Origin of the sequence: Vibrio splendidus (assembly GCF_003345295.1) — a bacterium.
Classification (GTDB): domain Bacteria; phylum Pseudomonadota; class Gammaproteobacteria; order Enterobacterales; family Vibrionaceae; genus Vibrio; species Vibrio splendidus_K.
In genome coordinates this window covers 2611562-2630491 of record NZ_CP031055.1, presented here as the reverse complement: position 1 = coordinate 2630491, position 18930 = coordinate 2611562, and the positions used below count along the sequence as shown (strand labels likewise).

At 44.8% G+C, this 18930-nt stretch carries 13 protein-coding genes; 8 read left to right on the top strand and 5 right to left on the bottom strand.

Annotated features, from left to right (window positions below; genetic code table 11):
- Window positions 1–17: 17 nt before the first annotated feature.
- Together DUN60_RS11470 and acnB are read left to right on the top strand one after the other, a co-directional pair.
- Window positions 18–2351, top strand: coding sequence for a patatin-like phospholipase family protein (locus tag DUN60_RS11470; RefSeq protein WP_114633992.1), 2334 nt, complete (start codon window positions 18–20; stop codon window positions 2349–2351).
- A gap of 272 nt (window positions 2352–2623) precedes the next feature.
- Entirely contained in the window at window positions 2624–5212 is a 2589-nt protein-coding gene (gene acnB, locus DUN60_RS11465; protein ID WP_114633991.1) for a bifunctional aconitate hydratase 2/2-methylisocitrate dehydratase, read from the top strand.
- A 4-nt stretch (window positions 5213–5216) separates the two neighbouring features.
- Here acnB and DUN60_RS24675 read toward each other — a convergent pair whose 3' ends face one another.
- Complete coding sequence (locus tag DUN60_RS24675; protein WP_208638343.1) at window positions 5217–5372, bottom strand: hypothetical protein; 156 nt, start codon at window positions 5370–5372, stop codon at window positions 5217–5219.
- A gap of 94 nt (window positions 5373–5466) precedes the next feature.
- Here DUN60_RS24675 and DUN60_RS11460 point away from each other — a divergent pair, with 94 nt between their 5' ends.
- The 6 genes from DUN60_RS11460 (at window position 5467) to DUN60_RS11435 (ending at window position 11896) form a co-directional block, all read left to right on the top strand.
- The gene (locus tag DUN60_RS11460; RefSeq protein WP_017088701.1) at window positions 5467–5835 is read left to right on the top strand and encodes a YacL family protein; all 369 of its coding nucleotides are present in this window, start codon (window positions 5467–5469) and stop codon (window positions 5833–5835) included.
- 259 nt (window positions 5836–6094) lie between these two features.
- Complete coding sequence (gene glnK / locus DUN60_RS11455) at window positions 6095–6433, top strand: P-II family nitrogen regulator (protein WP_004738200.1); 339 nt, start codon at window positions 6095–6097, stop codon at window positions 6431–6433.
- A 27-nt stretch (window positions 6434–6460) separates the two neighbouring features.
- Window positions 6461–7690, top strand: coding sequence for an ammonium transporter (locus DUN60_RS11450; protein WP_017088370.1), 1230 nt, complete (start codon window positions 6461–6463; stop codon window positions 7688–7690).
- A gap of 293 nt (window positions 7691–7983) precedes the next feature.
- Window positions 7984–8997, top strand: coding sequence for a Fe(3+) ABC transporter substrate-binding protein (locus DUN60_RS11445; protein WP_017084266.1), 1014 nt, complete (start codon window positions 7984–7986; stop codon window positions 8995–8997).
- 245 nt (window positions 8998–9242) lie between these two features.
- Entirely contained in the window at window positions 9243–10868 is a 1626-nt protein-coding gene (locus tag DUN60_RS11440; protein ID WP_114633990.1) for an ABC transporter permease, read from the top strand.
- Entirely contained in the window at window positions 10868–11896 is a 1029-nt protein-coding gene (locus DUN60_RS11435; protein ID WP_004734523.1) for an ABC transporter ATP-binding protein, read from the top strand. Before DUN60_RS11440 ends, DUN60_RS11435 begins: the two co-directional genes overlap by 1 nt.
- Before the next feature lie 152 nt (window positions 11897–12048).
- Here the strand turns inward: DUN60_RS11435 and DUN60_RS11430 are convergent, their stop codons facing one another.
- The 4 genes from DUN60_RS11430 to DUN60_RS11415 form a co-directional block, all read right to left on the bottom strand.
- Entirely contained in the window at window positions 12049–13461 is a 1413-nt protein-coding gene (locus DUN60_RS11430) for a phosphoglucomutase/phosphomannomutase family protein (RefSeq protein ID WP_114633989.1), read from the bottom strand.
- A 74-nt stretch (window positions 13462–13535) separates the two neighbouring features.
- The gene (locus DUN60_RS11425) at window positions 13536–15941 is read right to left on the bottom strand and encodes a glycoside hydrolase family 94 protein (RefSeq protein ID WP_114633988.1); all 2406 of its coding nucleotides are present in this window, start codon (window positions 15939–15941) and stop codon (window positions 13536–13538) included.
- 128 nt (window positions 15942–16069) lie between these two features.
- Window positions 16070–18031, bottom strand: coding sequence for a beta-N-acetylhexosaminidase (locus DUN60_RS11420; RefSeq protein ID WP_114633987.1), 1962 nt, complete (start codon window positions 18029–18031; stop codon window positions 16070–16072).
- Between the two features lie 12 nt (window positions 18032–18043).
- Entirely contained in the window at window positions 18044–18928 is an 885-nt protein-coding gene (locus DUN60_RS11415) for a glucosamine kinase nucleotide-binding domain-containing protein (protein ID WP_114633986.1), read from the bottom strand.
- Window positions 18929–18930: the final 2 nt, after the last annotated feature.

Here is an 18930-nt window from a genome sequence, read left to right as displayed (position 1 = left end):
CAAGGATAGTTTAAATAATGATTTCTCGTTGGATAGTGAGCGGCTTAGGCATTGTCGGTACTGTGATCAGTTTTCAGCTGCTTGCATCTACTGTGACACCGGTGGAACAATCTCAGCAAGCTGGACAAGCTCATAAAAGGCCAACCGTTGCTGTCGTGCTTGCTGGTGGAGGAGCCAAAGGAGCGGCTCACATTGGTGTGCTTAAAGCCTTAGAAGAGATGCAAATTCCGGTTGATTACATTACCGGTACCAGTATGGGCGCTTACGTTGGTGGTCTTTATGCGACAGGGATGAGCGCAGATGAGATCGAGAGCTTTATTTATACGGTGGATTGGAATCGTGGCTATCGCGATCGCGTTAACCGTAGTGATCGGCGTGTGCGTGACAAAGAGTATGAAGACCGTTATCAACTGAATACCGACCTCGGTTTAGGTTGGGGTGAAATCAAAGCCAGAAAAGGTGTGGTTCAAGGCCAGAATATGTTGCGTATTCTGCGTGAGACCACAGGTAACTTATCTCCACTCGATTCTTTCGACAACCTCGCGATTCCATATCGCTCTGTTGCAACCGACATTATCGATCTTGAAGAAGTGGTCATCGACCATGGTCATCTTGTTGATGCGATGATGGCGAGTATGTCGGTACCCGGCGCGCTTCCTCCTTATGAGGTTGATGGACGAATGCTGGTTGATGGTGGTGTCACCAATAACATGCCAGTGGATGTTGCTCGAGCAATGGGAGCCGACATCGTTATTGCCGTTGATATCAGTACTAACTACAAAAGCAAAGAAGACTTTACTAACTTTTTAGCCGCAGCAGACCAACTCTCTAATTACCTTGTTCAACGCAGTACTCAAGAGCAAGCCGCTACGTTAACAGACGATGATTTTTTCCTACGTCCTGATGTTGGGCAAATGGAGACCACAGAGTTCGATAAAATGCCGACGGCTTATCATGCAGGATACGAAGCAACAAGGCAGTATACGGATCAGCTCTCTAAGTTGTCGCTCTCGAATGCGGACTACCAACACTATATTGATGATAAACAGAAAGCTCGAAAGCAGCTCAAGCATGGTGATAAAACGGTGGTGGATAAGGTCGTTATCAATAATAACACCCACTATTCAGATAAGTTGATTGCCAATCGTTTGAACCTCGATTCTGGCAAAATCCTTAAAACCAGCGAAATTGAATCTCAGGTTAAAGATCTCTATGCGCTCGATCGTTTTGAATTGGTCACCTATGAATTTGGAAATGTAGACGGTGAAGATCAACTGCAGGTAGATGTAAATGAAAAATCATGGGGTCCTAATTACCTCAACTTTCGATTTTATCTTGAAGATGACTTTGCAACCGAGAGCCAATATTCAATTGGTATGTCGGCTAATTTTACGGATATTAACTCGCATGGCGCAGAGTTAAGAACGAATGTAGAAATGGGCACTGATAAGCTCATTGAGGCTGAGTTATATTCTCCTTTTTTCTCAAGCCAGAAGTTATTTACATCGGCATCACTTGTTTATAGCAATCAGAAGAGAAACTTACCCGCCAATATTGACGATATCGAAGAGCCCACTCTTGACGTAACTAAAGACTACTTACCAATGACTTATCAAGAGTATATTGGTGAACTGGCATTAGGTTACCAGCCAACATTGTGGCAAGAATTTAAAGTGGGGGCTCGATACACCGATGGTGATGTTGAGGTAGCCTCGTTACCGTCTTTAGGTAGCGGTGGATATACACGTATTGGTGGGTTTATGAGTTATCGATTGGATACTTTAGATAACTTCAGTTTGCCAACCAAAGGGTATTTCGTTGATCTGGAGTATCTCGTTTCCCATGATGATTTCGATAATGACTCTTCTCTTGCTGATTCTGAATTTAACTCTGAAAGCGATACGGTTTATGAGATTTCAGCTAATGTCATGGCTGCGCAGAGTATTGAAAAGCATACTTTAGTCGCAAAGTTCGATTTTGGTATGGTAGAGAGTAAAAATTCCGTATTCCCTATTGATCCAAAGGAGCTTGGAGGCTTCTTAAATTTATCGGGAATACCAAGAAATAGTCTTATTGGGCAAAACTTGGCATATGGCAGTTTAATTTATCGCTATAAATGGTTTGAAAATGATTTTGGCTTGTTTAAGTCACCGTTCTACGTGGGTGCGTCCATTGAGCATGGTGGTGTATGGTCGAATAATGATTTGAACATTGACGAAGCGCCAATGTTCACCGCTGGTTCGGTCTTTGCCGGAGTCGACTCCCCATTAGGGCCGATTATTTTGGCTTATGGTAGAACCGAAGATAATTACGACTCGGTCTACTTAATTATCGGAACGTCTTACAAATAAACATGCGTGGGATAGCTCTTTTTCCGACTAAATAGGCAAAAATCGTAGGACTTTCGTCTTAACTTGCTATGTTGGTCAAAATGATAAGATTTTAATTTAACGTTAAATTTGCTATTCTACCGCCCACAGTTTGGCCTCTATGATGCCGCTCATCAATACAAATTGAATGACAAAAATGGCAATGGAGAGCCAAGTTTCCAAGGATGTTCACTTCTTTATTTTACTAATAATTATGAAGATAAGAAGTGAACCGCAATGAGAGGAAAAAAGTCGTGCTTGAAGCCTACCGTAAACACGTCGAAGAACGTGCTGCCGAGGGAGTTGTTCCAAGACCACTAGATGCTGAGCAAGTCGCTGGCCTAGTTGAACTTCTAAAGAACCCACCTCAAGGTGAAGAAGAATACCTTCTTGACCTACTAGAAAACCGAATTCCACCAGGTGTAGATGAAGCTGCTTACGTTAAAGCGGGCTTCCTAACGGCTATCACTAAAGGTGAAGTTGAATCTCCACTAGTAAGCAAAGCAAAAGCTGCACAACTACTTGGCACAATGCAAGGTGGTTACAACATCGAATCTCTAGTTTCTTTGCTGGATGATGCAGAGCTTGCTCCTATCGCTGTTAAAGCGCTTTCTCATACTCTACTGATGTTTGACGCATTCTACGATGTAGAAGAAAAAGCAAAAGCAGGTAATGCTTCAGCACAACAAGTGCTTCAATCTTGGGCTGATGCTGAGTGGTTTACAGCTAAAGACAAAGTAGCGGAAAAAATTACCGTTAAAGTATTTAAAGTCACTGGTGAAACGAACACCGATGACTTATCTCCAGCGCCAGATGCATGGTCACGTCCTGATATCCCAGTACACGCAAAAGCGATGCTGAAGATGGAACGTGATGGTATTACTCCTGATGAGCAGGGTAACGTTGGTCCAATTACTCAAATTGAAGAAATGCAAAAAGACGGCATTCCACTGGCTTACGTTGGTGATGTTGTTGGTACTGGTTCTTCACGTAAATCAGCGACAAACTCAGTACTTTGGTTCATGGGTGAAGATATCCCATTCGTACCGAACAAGCGTACTGGCGGTGTTTGTCTTGGTGGTAAAATTGCTCCGATCTTCTACAACACAATGGAAGACTCAGGCGCGCTACCAATTGAGCTGAACGTACAAGACATGAACATGGGTGATGTGATTGATATCTATCCTTATGAAGGTGTTGTTCGTAAAGACGGTGCAGATATCTCAAGCTTTGAGCTAGGCAAAGTACTTCTAGATGAAGTACGTGCTGGTGGTCGTATTCCACTGATCATTGGTCGTGGCTTAACGGGCCGTGCTCGTGATGCTCTAGGCCTAGCTGAAACCGATCTGTTTGCTAAACCAATCGATCCTTCTGCTTCTGATAAAGGCTACACGTTAGCTCAGAAGATGGTAGGTAAAGCGTGTGGCGTTGAAGGTGTGCGTGCGGGTCAGTACTGCGAACCTAAAATGACAACAGTAGGCTCTCAAGATACTACGGGTCCTATGACACGTGATGAGCTGAAAGATCTAGCTTGTCTTGGTTTCTCTGCGGATCTTGTGATGCAGTCTTTCTGTCACACATCTGCATACCCGAAACCAGTTGATGTAAACACTCACCATACACTGCCTGATTTCATCATGAACCGTGCGGGTGTTTCACTTCGTCCGGGTGATGGTGTTATCCACTCATGGCTAAACCGTATGCTTCTGCCTGATACTGTAGGTACCGGTGGTGACTCACATACTCGTTTCCCTCTAGGTATCTCGTTCCCTGCAGGTTCTGGCTTAGTAGCATTTGCTGCAGCAACAGGTGTTATGCCTCTTGATATGCCAGAATCAATCTTGGTTCGCTTTAAAGGCGAAATGCAGCCGGGTATCACGCTACGTGACCTTGTACATGCAATTCCTCTTTACGGTATCAAGCAAGGCCTACTGACTGTTGAAAAAGCCGGTAAGATCAATGAATTCTCTGGTCGTGTACTAGAAATTGAAGGTGTTGACCACCTGTCTGTTGAGCAAGCATTTGAACTTTCAGATGCATCTGCGGAGCGTTCTGCGGCTGGTTGTACTGTTAAGCTTTCTCAAGAGTCTATCGAAGAGTACCTGAACTCGAACGTCGTTATGCTTAAGTGGATGATTGCTGAAGGTTACGGTGATGTTCGTACTATTGAGCGTCGTATTACGGCAATGGAAGAGTGGCTAGCGAACCCTGAGTTGCTTGCTGCTGATTCAGATGCTGAATACGCTCATGTTATCGAGATTGACCTTGCTGACATCGATCAGCCAATCCTATGTGCACCAAACGATCCAGATGATGCTCGTCTTCTTTCTGACGTTCAAGGCACTGAGATTCAAGAAGTGTTTATCGGTTCTTGTATGACCAACATCGGTCACTTCCGCGCTGCAGGTAAGATGTTAGAAGAGTTTAACGGCTCACTAAATACTCGCCTATGGGTTGCTCCGCCAACGAAGATGGATAAAGACCAACTGACAGAAGAAGGCTACTACGGCATCTTCGGTCGTGCTGGGGTTCGTATTGAAACTCCGGGTTGTTCATTATGCATGGGTAACCAAGCTCGTGTTGCTGATGCTTCGACGGTTATGTCGACGTCTACTCGTAACTTCCCGAACCGTTTGGGTAATGGTGCGAACGTTTATCTAGCTTCTGCTGAGCTTTCTGCTGTTGGTGCGATTCTTGGTCGTATCCCAACTAAAGAAGAGTACTTAGCGTACGCTGAGAAGATTAATGCAACCGCTGCAGATACATACCGTTACCTGAATTTCCATAAAATGGGTCAGTACACGGAAAAAGCAGACACGGTTATCTTCCAAGAGCCTGCGTAAGCGGTTAATGGATTGCGATAAAGTGCCTACTGCGCTGCAGTAAAGCACTCGCTGCTAATACAACGCCTTCTCTTTGTGAGAGGGCGTTTTTGTTTATGCGCGTTGCTGGTGGTTTGTTCTTGGTGATTTGTTCTTGGTGGTTTAGTGCAGCATTAAACACACTCGATCTCTCGTAGACTTAGCTATATACTCTCGCCTCATTTTTGCTACTACCTATTTATTGAACCTTCTTTTTATTAGAACTTTGGAGCCTTATGGAATTCGAATTTACAAGAAACACTTTAATGGGCGAGTACTATGTAAAGTGCAGCATGGGTCATGAGATTGTTGGCCGCTGGCTTCAAGAAGAGATCGGGAAAGATAAGCAGAAACTGGATCATGTGATGGCGTTGATTGAACAATCTCGACAGGATCTGAGTAATGAAGTGACGCTGCTTGGCAAAGAGATCAGCCTTGCTATCAATGAAGATGACGTAACGATTCAGGAAAACGTGTTAGCGCATGAGCAAGAGATGGAAGAGGGCAGTGAATTCGACTTCTATAACTGTGAAAGCCAAGCAAGCTGTGGAATCGATGATTTCGAGCGACTTATCGAACGCTGGATGGACTTTTTAGGCTATTAAGGTCTAACTTTCTACTCGCTAGTTAGCCCCTATTCTTGAGTCATTTAGAGCTTTGAAGGCTTGGTTGCCCAAAACTGGAGCAACAATAGCGCAACGCATTAAGATAGTGAAAAGGCCGCACCATATTGGTGCGGCCTTTTTCGTTTTTATGACCTTATCATTTACATATTATTTAAAATCAATAACTTAACATTTTGGCACGCTACTTGGATTGTAATAAGAGAATTAACGGATTAAGTGAAGAATTTAAGGAACGAATATGAAATTAATAAATGCCATTGTTAAGCCATTCAAATTAGACGATGTACGCGAAGCGCTCTCTGATGTGGGTATTGAAGGTATGACAGTTTCTGAAGTGAAAGGTTTTGGTCGTCAGAAGGGACACACTGAATTGTATCGTGGTGCGGAGTACCAAGTGGATTTCCTACCAAAAGTGAAGCTAGAGATTGCTACCCAAGCTGAAAACGTTGACCGAGTTGTTGAAGCGATTAGCCAAGCAGCACATACCGGAAAAATCGGTGATGGCAAAATTTTTGTGTATGACCTAAGCCAAGCCGTACGTATTCGTACTGGTGAAATGGATGCTGAAGCACTTTAAAGAATTACAAGGACTGGAGACTTTAATATGGAACTTACGACAACAGTAATGGAACTACGTTACGCACTAGACACTTTTTTCTTCCTCATTTCAGGTGCGTTGGTCATGTGGATGGCAGCAGGCTTCGCAATGCTTGAAGCTGGCCTAGTTCGTTCAAAGAACACCACAGAAATTTTAACTAAGAACATCTGTTTATACGCTATTGCTTGTACGACTTTCTTAGTGGTTGGCTACAACATTATGTACGTAGATAACGGTGAAGGTGGTTGGTTACCTTCATTTGGTACTTTAATTGGCACTCAAGGTGAAGGCGCAGACCATTCACTAGAATCTGACTTCTTCTTCCAAGTTGTGTTCGTTGCAACGGCAATGTCGGTCGTTTCGGGCGCAGTGGCTGAGCGTATGAAGCTTTGGTCATTCCTTATCTTCTCTGTGGTTCTAACAGCGTTTATTTACCCAATGGAAGGTTACTGGACTTGGGGTGGTGGCTTCCTATCAGAAGCAGGCTTCAGTGATTTCGCAGGTTCAGGTATCGTGCATATGGCTGGTGCTTCGGCTGCGCTTGCTGGCGTATTGTTACTCGGTGCTCGTCGAGGTAAATACGGTAAAAATGGTGAAATTTACCCAATCCCTGGTTCAAACATGCCGTTAGCAACATTAGGTACATTCATCTTATGGTTTGGTTGGTTCGGCTTCAACGGCGGTTCTCAGCTAATGGTTTCAGACTTTGAAAACGCGACAGCGGTTGGTCAGATCTTCCTTAACACCAACGCAGCAGCAGCAGCAGGCGCAATCGCAGCATTACTAGTATGTAAAACAACTTGGGGTAAAGCTGACTTAACAATGATTCTTAACGGTGCGTTAGCTGGCCTAGTAGCAATCACTGCAGACCCTTTATCACCATCACCTTTATTTTCTGTAGCGATTGGTTCGGTATCTGGTGCCTTGGTTGTATTCAGCATCATTGCTCTAGATAAAGTGAAGATTGATGATCCAGTGGGTGCTATCTCAGTTCACGGTGTATGTGGCTTCTTCGGTCTAATGGCTGTGCCTCTAAGCAACGCGGATGCAACGTTTGGTGCTCAACTATTGGGTGCAGCAGTAATCTTTGCATGGGTGTTCGGAGCTAGCCTAGCGGTATGGGCAGTGCTTAAAGCAACAATTGGTATCCGTGTAACCGAAGATGAAGAATTGGAAGGCATGGACATGCATGATTGTGGTGTTGGCGCTTACCCTGAATTTGTATCAGTAAAGTAATCAAAGAATAAAGCTTAATGTAGATAAAGAGTAAGCTAGTTTAAGAAACCCCATAACCATTGGTTATGGGGTTTCTTGTTATTTATGTCTAAGCAACAATGATCTCTCAAGAGTGAGCGAGTATTTTGGATAGGAGATGATATGAATACCCTCTGAAATACATTGTTACAAAAGTGCGAGCTTGATGGTGCTGAGCAGACGAATTTTTTGTCGGACATCATTGTAATTATGTTACTGATGAATATAATAACGCAACTGATATAGATTATCATTTCGATATAAAGGATTTTACAATGAAAAAACTGCTAACACTTTCAGCTCTAGCGTGTAGTGTGATTGCCCCGACAGCAATGGCTGCGGAAGAAGTGAACGTATACTCTTACCGTCAACCTTTCCTAGTTGAGCCTATGTTCAAGGAATTCACGAAAGAGACTGGCATTAAAGTAAACGTTAAGTTTGCTAAAAAAGGTTTAGCAGAGAAGTTAGCTCAAGAGGGTGAGTATAGCCCAGCTGACGTTGTATTAACTGTCGATATCAGTCGTTTATCTGAACTCACTAAACAAGGTCTAGTTCAATCTGTTGAAAGTGATGTACTTGAAAAGAACATCCCTGCTCAGTACCAAGATACTGCTAACGAGTGGTTTGCTCTAACAACTCGTACACGTAGCGTTTATTCTTCACGTGATCGTGTTGGTCGTCTAGGTGAAGAGTTTACTTACGAAGATCTAACTAAGCCTGAATTTAAAGGCAAAATCTGTACTCGTAGCGGTAAGCACCCATACAATGTTTCTCTAGTATCTTCGATGATCGCTCACAAAGGTGAAGCTGAAACGAAAGAGTGGCTCGAAGGCGTAAAAGCAAACCTAGCACGTAAGCCTCAAGGTAACGATCGCGCACAAGTTAAAGCGATTAAAGAAGGTCTATGTGATGTTGCTCTTGGCAACAGCTACTACCTAGGTAAGATGGTTAACGATAAAGAGCAAAAAGCTTGGGCTGATGCTGTTTACATTAACTTCCCTAACCAAGAGACAACAGGTACTCACGTGAATATCTCTGGTATGGCAATGGCTAAATACTCTCCAAATGAAGAGAATGCCGTTAAGCTAATGGAATTCCTATCTGGTAACACAGCACAAAGCATGTACGCAGAAGTGAACTACGAGTACCCAGTGAAAGCAGACGTTAAACCTTCTGAGCTTGTTGCTTCATGGGGTGAATTCAAAGCTGATACAATTTCTCTAGACCAGATCGCTGACCACCACGCAGCAGCAATCAAGTTATTAGATGAAGTTAAGTTCGATCTTTAATTTATTACTGTAGGCTTCGGCCCAAGTAAAATGACAACCTCAAGTCGCCATTTTCGGTCACTTGGGGTTGTTTGTTTTTGGAAAATCACTTTTTGATACAAAGCTCGTCGTTGATCCCTTGAGTTATTAGCATCTCACCTTGAAGTCGTTACAGTATATGGGTATAAATAACCCCACCATTAAAAGGATATGAGATGTATTTGCAAATGCATTTGTGTTTCATTAAGCCTCGTTGTAGTTAGGCGATGAAAGAAAAGAATTATTTATGGAACACCAGTAGCGGCATTATTGCAGTATTGCTGGTTTTACCGATCTTAGCGATTTTTACGACGGCTGTTGGAGAAACAGATGAGCTATTTTCTCATCTGATGTCCACAGTGATGCCCACCTATGCTTACAATACGGTGGTTTTAGTCATAGGAACCATGTTCCTGTCTTTAGTTTTTGGTATTCCGTCTGCTTGGATTATGGCCATGTGCCGTGTGCCGGGTGAGCGTGTTTTACAGTGGGCACTGGTACTGCCATTAGCTATGCCAGGCTATATTGTCGGGTATATCTTTACCGATTGGTTCGACTTTGCAGGCCCTGTTCAAGTGCTACTGCGAGATCTGACTGGGTGGGGACCCGGTGAGTATTGGTTCCCGGATATTAGAACCTTATCGGGTGCCATTATTGTTCTGTCCCTCGTTCTTTACCCGTATGTTTACTTGTTGTGCCGCGCGGCCTTTATGGAGCAAAACGTCTCCTTATTGCAATCCGCTCGGTTGCTAAAATGTTCACCTTGGGAAAGCTTTCGTCGTATTTCTTTACCGCTTGTTCGTCCTTCTATGGCGGTAGGTCTATCGCTTGTCGCAATGGAAACCATCGGTGACTTTGGTACCGTGAGTTACTTTGCAGTCAATACCTTAACGACAGCGGTTTACGATACCTGGTTAGGTTACTCAAGTTTAACGGCTGCAGCGAAAATATCGGCAATTATGCTGGTTATCGTGATCCTACTGTTGAGTTCAGAGCGCTATAGCCGTCGTAAACAGAAACTGTTCCAGAATCAATTCAGCAGTCGTGAAGACTTTCGCTACGACTTGTCCGGTTGGAAAAAATGGTTGGCACTGTTCTGGTGTTGGGGATTAGTGTGCGTTGCATTCTTGTTTCCTCTCGGTCAGTTGATGATCTATGCCTACAAATACTTTGCGCAAAGCTGGACGCCTGAATTCAGAGAGTATGCGGTTAACAGCCTTTATGTGTCAGTAGTCGCGGCGATTATTGGCGTAATCATTGCGATGATTGTGAATTTTAATCAACGTGTTAGCCCAAGTAAGAAAAATCAGTCTTACATGCGTATTGCTTCGATGGGCTATGCCGTTCCAGGCACCGTGTTAGCGATTGGCGTGATGGTACCCGTGTTGTTTATGGATCACTTGGTCAATGACATCGCTAAAGTGATGGAGTGGGGGCGACCTGGTTTGATCTTCTCTGGTTCCATGTTTGCGCTTATCTTTGCAATGGTCGTGCGTTTTTCGGCAGTGGCGATCGGCAGTATCGAAAGTAGCTTGAGTAAAGTATCTCCTTCATTGGATATGGCTTCTAAAACCATGGGTTGTAATACCAACCAGATGTTACGTCGTGTTCATTTACCTTTGATTAAACGCGGCGCGTTGATCGCAGGTTTACTGGTGTTTATCGAATCAATGAAAGAGCTAAATGCGGCATTGCTGTTACGTCCTTTCAACTTCGAAACATTGGCGACCTATGTTTATAACTATGCCTCAGATGAGCACCTAGAGTTGGCGGCAATGCCTGCTGTATTATTGGTGTTGGTGGGTTTAATTCCTCTGATCATCGTCAACCGTTCTTTGGAGCAGAAACACTAATGAGTTGTGCATTATCAATTAAAGATCTGACTTGTAAATATGAGTCGCAAACCATCTTGGAATCGCTCTCGTTAGAAGTTGAGCATGGTGAAATCGTTTGTCTTCTTGGTGCCAGTGGCTGCGGAAAAACGACTTTGCTTAAGGCGGTTGCAGGGCTGCTTCCATTAAGTAGCGGAATCATGAGCTTGAACTGTCAAACCATTGATGATGGTGATAATTGGTTGCCACCAGAGCAACGAAACATCGGTATGATTTTCCAAGATTACGCCCTGTTTCCGCACCTGACGGTAAACCAGAATGTTGGTTTTGGCCTTAAAGATCTCTCTGATCAGCAAAAGAAAGAGAAAGTCCAAGAGATGTTGGAGCTGGTTCATTTAGATGAATTCGGTGACCGATACCCACATCAACTTTCTGGTGGTCAACAGCAGCGCGTAGCGATTGCTCGTTCTTTAGCATACAAGCCAGATTTATTGTTATTGGATGAACCTTTCTCAAATATCGATACTCAGGTTCGCCATGAGTTGATCTCTCAGATTCGTAAAATATTTAAGAAGCAGGGTGTGACGGCTATTTTTGTGACTCACAGTCGTGAAGAGGCGTTCGCGTTTGCAGACAAGATGGCAGTAATGAACCATGGTGTGATTGAACAGTATGGTTCGGCATCGGAGCTTTATTTCCACCCTTCGAGTAAGTTTGTTGCAGACTTTTTGGGCGGCGGCAGTTACCTCAATGCACAGCGTATTTCAGAGCTGGAGTTTGAAACCAGCTTAGGTGTGGTTGAAGCTAAACCACAAACGGAGATTGAATTTGGCAGTGCGTGTGAGCTTCTTTTAAGACCACAGCATATCCAAGCTAGTTACGAACAAGACAGTGCTATTTCAGTGCTAGAACAGCAATTTATGGGCGACCACTGTCGTTATGTTATTGAAGCACATGGTCAAAAGCTATTGGCAACCTCGTCAGAAGCGCTTGAAGTTGGTATGCCGGTCAACGTAAAAGTGGATACCAAAGGCGTATTGGCTTTCTAATTAGGTACAACTCATAGTACCGATAATTCGTGATGAACCATAAAAAAGCCCAGCACTTTAATCGAAAGTACTGGGCAAAAGTTCTTCATCTATAGGGGTTAACAAGGCAGTGATTTGTTAAGTCCCATACAAGACTGCTGCGCTCTATAAGCCTATAGAGAGAGGAAGTCTTTCACTTTTTGAAGAACATGTTCTGCAGTGTCTTTATCTTCCATTTCAGCGAAGATTCGTAGCAATGGCTCAGTTCCTGAGAAACGAGCAATCACCCAGCCGCCATTCTTGAAGTACACCTTGGCACCATCTTCATAGCTGACTTTTTCAATTTCGTATTCAAATTCAGGCAGTTGTTTTTCGACGTAGATCTTGGTGTAGAGCGCTTCCTTCTCTGAAGGTTTAAACTTGCAATCGCCTTCTGCCGTATACGCATAGCCATACTTAGAGTAGATTTCATCAAGCAGCTCAGAGAGTTTCTTACCTGTCACACTGATCATCTCAACCAGTAAGCTCGATGCGAACACGCCATCCTTACCTTTGATGTGACCTCGAATAGTTAAACCGCCAGAGCTTTCACCGCCAATTAGTGAATCATCGGCTTCCATTTGAGAGCTGATATGCTTAAAGCCTACAGGAACCTCAAAGCTCTTCTCACCATGGTCTGCCGCTACTTTGTCGAGCAGATGTGTGGTGGCGATGTTACGCACGACAGAGCCTTTCCAGCCTTTGTATTCCAATAAGTAGTAGTAAAGAAGCAGTAACACTTCGTTAGGGTGAATGAAGTGACCTTTCTCATCGATGATGCCTAAACGGTCGGCATCGCCATCGGTACCAATACCAATGTCATAGCCTTCTGCTGCTACCAAATGCTTCAAGCGGTAGAGCGTAGCTGCATTAGGAGATGGCATGAGACCACCGAAATCTGGGTTCTTACCATCGTTGATCACGTCGACATCACAGCGAGCGCTGATTAACACGGTTTGCAGTGCGTTTTTCGCTACACCGAACATTGGATCGATCAGAACTTTTAGGTTGGCTTGTTTAATCGATTCAATATCAATAGCATTAATGATCGAGTCAACAAAGGCGTTCATCGGATTGATGATTTCAATTTCTTTGTCGTTCAATGCTTGTTCAAAATCGACTCTGACGACATCCTCACTGGTTAGGTTCGAAATTTGTTGTTCGATCTTTTCTGTGATGATCTCGTCTGCATCACGGCCACCTTCAATGAAGATCTTTATACCGTTATAGTCTGCTGGGTTGTGAGAAGCAGTAATACAGGCTGAGTAGACACATCCCATCTCTTTCGCTTGGAACATCACGATAGGAGTCGGAACGAACTTGTCGATAAAGCTCACTTTGATGTTGTTGGCTGCCAATACTTCAGCAAACCAGCACGCGGCTTTATCTGAAAGGAAGCGGCGGTCGTAACCGATAACGAAGCCGTTCTTTGCTGCATCTTCATTATTGATGATGTTAGAGAGTGCTTGTGCCACTAAGCGAACGTTTTCTCTAGTGAACTCTTCACCAATAAACGCGCGCCAGCCGCCAGTACCAAATTTAATCATTAGAAAATCCTTTTAGTCTCACTATCTTAAGCCAGTAAAGACTTGAGATAGGAGCTGTTCATCAAATTAAGTGATTAGCCGAGTACAACGATAACTTCGTTCACGCTGCCTTCTGCTTGTACTGGGATTGCGCCTTCAATCTGCTCACCGTTAATCGTGATAGAGGCAACGCCCTTACTTACTGCATTCGGGTTTTGCACTGTGATGTTGTAAGTCGCACCGCGCCATTGACGAGTTACCTCGAATTCTGGCCAATCAGTTGGGATACAAGGATCGACGGTTAAGCCTTCAAAGCCTGTGCGAACACCAAGAATGAAGTTGGTTACCGCAAAGTAAGCCCAACCCGAGGTACCTGTTAACCAAGGGTGGTTTGCACGGCCGTGGTCTTGGTGGTCTTTACCCATGATGAACTGCACGTACGAGTATGGTTCTGCGTAGCGTGTTTCAATCATGTCGTTTTGGTTGTATGGATTTAGTGCGTCGTAGAATTTCATCGCACGGTCACCACGACCTAGTTTCGCTTCGGCTACCCATGCCCATGGGTTCGGGTGAGAGAAGATAGCGCCGTTCTCTTTAACGCCTTGGTAAACGCGAGTCACAAAGCCGATATCGTCATTTGGTGTAGCAAATGATGGAGAGTTTAGGTGTAAGCCGTATTCAGAGAACAGGTTCTCATCAACTGCGTCCATCGCTTTCTCGCCACGCTCTTGAGATACCGCACCAGATAGAACCGCTAGTGTGTTTGACTCAAGGTGAACTCGACCTTCAGTTTGTTGTGCGGTACCAATCTTATCGCCATTTTTAGTTAGACCTCGGATGTACCAGCCACCCTCGTCATCCCAAAGGTGTGTTTCACACGCTTCGCGAACGTTAGCTGCCATTTCTGTGTATTTAGCGACATCAACATCGTTATTACGGAACTTAGCCAGGTCTAAAAATTCTTGTAGAGCCCAGAAGTGTAGGAATGAAACCATTGAAGATTCACCGCCACCTAGGTTCAAACAGTCATTCCAGTCAGCACGTAGACCTTTACAGATACCGGTTTGCCCTACGTACTCAGCAGAGAAGTTCAGTGCCGCTTTCATGTGTTCGTAAACGGTCGCTTCGCCACCGTCTGCGTATGGAATTACTTCGTCAAAGAAGTCATGTTCACCGGTTTCCATCACGTATTTGATGATGGTCGGAACGATCCACAAGTGATCATCAGAACAGGTATCGTCAATGCCGTGGATCTTGTCGTCGTCTGAAGGCGTTGGAACAACCGTTGGTGATTTTGAAGGCTCAACGTCGGCTTTCTCTGGATCGAACCAGTCAGGATCGAACAAGTGTAGCCCGTAGCCCGCTTTCACTTGGCCACGAAGCAGGTCGATAATACGTTTCTTGGTCATTTGTGGGTTGGCATGAGGCACTGAGATCGCGTCTTGCGCGGTGTCACGGTAACCAAGGCCAGTACGACCGCCGACTTCAATGAAGGATGCAAAGCGCGACCAAACCACACAGGTTTCCGCTTGGTAAAGCGTCCACGTGTTGATCATGGTGTCTAAGCCTTCGTTTGGAGACTTAACTTGGAACTTGTTGCAGCGTTCATCCCAGTGATCTTTGATACCTTGGAAAGCCGCATCTACGTTGGCTGTGTCTTGGTACTTCTCACGTAGGCGCTCACCGTTGCCTTTGCCGATACCTAGTACGTACGCAAAGCGAACCTCTTCACCCGGTTGAATTGTAAATTGCTTATGCAGAGAACCACAGTGGTTGTAACAGGTTTGAGCGCTGTTAGAACACTTGCCATTTTCAACCGCGATTGGGTTTGCTTCGTCACGGTACATGCCAAGGAAGTTGTCACGCTGACCATCGTAGCTGTCTGGCGAGAAGGTTGATGCTAGGTAGTAGAAGCCTTCAAAGTCGTTGGTGTTGTAGTACAGGTCGTATTCCAACACACCTTCTTGGTAAGACGTACCCGCAGAGTACAAAGACATCTGATGGTTCTGGTTATCTGATTGAATATGACTGAAAGAGAACTCAACAAATGAGAAAGTGCTGATGGTTCTTGGCTTGTCAGTGTTGTTCTTCAGCACGACGTCCCAAACTTCCGCATCTTCGCCCTTAGGTACGAATAACGTTTTGGTTGCTGTAATGCCACTGTATTCACACTTGAATTTTGAGTATGACAGGCCGTGACGAACTTCGTAGTTCGCTTCATCTAGGCTTTTTGCCACTGGCTGCCAAGAGATAGACCAGTAATCACCTGTCTCATCATCACGCAGATAAACATAGTGTCCTGGACGGTCGAATGTACCGTTTGGACGGAACTTAGTAACACGGTTGTATTCCGGAGAATTGTAGAACGAGTAACCGCCCGCATTGTGCGAAATCACGGTACAAAACTTTTCAGTACCTAGGTAGTTGGTCCATGGTGCTGGTACATCAGGGCGAGTGATGACGTATTCGCGATTGTCGTTATCGAAATAGCCGTATTTCATTGTCATTTCCTTTTTAACAAACTGCATCTATGCAGCTAATTTTTAAATAGTGATGCTGAGTCTTATCTGACTGAACACCTTAATCAGGGTTAAGCTGACACTCGGTGTGAGTGTGCTTTGGTTTTGTTTTATTGAGCTTTCCAAGGGTTGCGATAGTCAACATTGAGTCTGTCGAGTAATGGCAGGTGACCCTTTAGGCGAGACAAGTAATCTAGCCAGTTTCGGTTGTTTTTATGTGTCCAACATCCTTCAGCTAAAGCGCTAATTCTTGGGAATACCATGTAATCCATACGCTTTTGATTGGTGACGATCTCACACCATAGAGCACACTGAATTCCGCGGATCCGCTTACGAATTGGGTCGGTGTCGGATATTTCAGCAAGCGCTTCGTAGGTATAAGCTTGTTCTAATGGGATTACGGCAGCCCAATCTACGCCCGGTTCTTCCGGTGCATAATCTTGGGTCATGTCGAGATAGGTAAATTGTGCCGGTTGCAGCACCACATCAAAGCCTTGGCGAGCGCAATTCACTGCCGCTTCTTCACTGAGCCACGAGTAGATGATGGTCTCTTTACTGACTTTGTCGCCGTGTTGCGCTTCTTCCCAGCCCACCATGCGCTTGCCAAGTTGCTTGAGTTTGTTCTCGGCATAACGGAATAGGTGACCTTGCAAGTCTTTACTGTCTTTATATTGATGCTCTTTCATCAGAGCTTGAGCAGCAGGGCTGTTGCTCCACACTCCTGGTGGCACTTCATCTGCGCCCATGTGGATCAATTTGCTAGGGAAAAGCTCTGCCACTTCTTCAATAACGGCATCTAGGAATTGGTAAGTACCCGGTAAACCTGGATTTAGCACGTTGTCGTTGTAGTGCTGAATGCTCTTGTATTGTGTGGTGTCTGCTTGCTCAACTAGCATGTCTGGCAGTGATTTGATCGCGGCGCGACAGTGTCCTGGGATATCGATTTCAGGAATAACCGTGATACTGCGCTGCTCAGCATATTCAATCACTTCACGAATCTGTTGTTGCGTGTAGAAGCCGCCATAATTGTCAGCAATGTGGGTGTATTGCGGTTCTAGTGCATGATCAGGACCACGCCAAGCGCCGATTTCAGTAAGCTGAGGTAGGCTCTTAATCTCAATTCTCCAACCTTCATCGTCAGTTAGATGCCAATGAAAAACGTTGAACTTGTAGTGCGCCAGTTGATTGATTAAGCGCTTCACTTGCTCTACCGAGTGGAAGTGACGAGCGCAGTCCAACATCATGCCTCGGTATTTGAAACGAGGCTGATCGGCGATTTTGCAACATGGCACAGAGAAGTTCTCGGCATCCAGTTGTTGTACCAATTGAATTAAGCTTGCTACAGCGTGTGTGAAGCCCGATTGGCTACCTGATTCAACCATTATTTGTTGTGCCGTGACGGTGAGCTTGTACTCGGCTTCGTCTAACGTCGGGTTGCTGCGAAATAGAATGTCGCAACTTTCGTCTTTTGAAAGTTCAGTTGAAAGCGCGTTCGAAAGAGATAGTTCAAAGGTAGAAAGCAATTCTTGTTGCAGCCAAGATACCGCCTTATCAGCAAGGTGAGATTGAACCTCAATTCTGCAGTCGTTATTTAGCGCGAATCTACTTAGCGCGAAACTACCTTGCTGAAATTCGATCTGATTCGGCTGAGGAATCAATGCCACTTCAGCTGCGCTTACTTCAGGAATTTGATTGCGTTCACGGTATGGCGAAGCCAGTACAATGGGTGATATCGCGACAGGCAGTACCGATGTTTCTCCATCATGATGTGATTGGATAAAGGCATCATTCAAGCCATCCGAATAGAAACGAAATGGTGCACTTTGAATACTGAATTCAAGGTAGTAATGGTTATTGGCCTTTAACACTGGCGAACTTGGTTTGAACGAGCAATAGCTTCCAACTTGAGTCAGTTCACCTTGCGATAAACTCTCAGGAAGGATGAATCGGTCAAAGGCAAAATGCAGTGACCAATCTTGTACGTCAAGATCACTTAAGTTATGTACCGTAAGGCCAAATCGGCAGTTATTTTTTTGTTCAGAAAGAACAGCTAAGTCGATGCGATAATTCATATAACTTCCCTGCTAAGCCTGTTGATACAAGTTGTGTTGTGGTTTCCCGGCAAACATCAATGCGCCTTCAATAGCGTCGAATTGAGGTTTAACTATCCATTGTTGTACTGGTGGTGATAGCCAGTTGAGAATACGCTCAGCGATACTTCCCATTAAGCACACCTTGTCAGCGCCTTTTCGATGAAGTGCCAAGACAAACATTTCGATATCAGCCGCGGTTTGCTTGAGCATCTCGATAGCCAGTTCATCGCCTTCGTTAGCGAGTTGAAAAATCACTGGCGAGAATTGACCGTAATCCTTTGGAATCGCGCCTTTCGACCACTCCACAATGGCATCCACATCATTATTAAAGTGATTCATGACATGTAGAGTCAGTGGGGTTTTACTGCGAATACCGTCTTCTGCAAGCAAGACTTGTTGAATCAAACGTAAGCCCATCACTGCGCCGCCGCCTTGATCTGAAATCGGGAATTCACGACCGCCAACCACATGTTGCTCACCGTCTTTTAGGTAGATTCCACAAGAACCCGTACCACCAATCATGATTGCGCCGTTTTGGCCGTTGTGAGCACCAATACAAGCTCCATAAGCGTCGGTATTTAGCGCCACGCTTGCGAAAGGCTGTGGTTGAGCCATGAAGTCGAACCATGCTGATTTTTGCTCAGCGCCAGCCAGTGCTAGGCCAACATGCATATTTGAAAAATGGTCTGAGTTGAGTTGCCCTTGTTGTGCCGCTTTTGTGATGGCATCAACAATAGAGTTCATCGCAACATCCACGCCCAATAGGATGTTGGCACTGCCACTTTTCGCTTCACCAATCAGTTTGCCCTGGGCATCTCGAATTCGAGCTCGACAAGATGTACCGCCTCCATCAATACCTACGTAGTAAAGAGTCATGA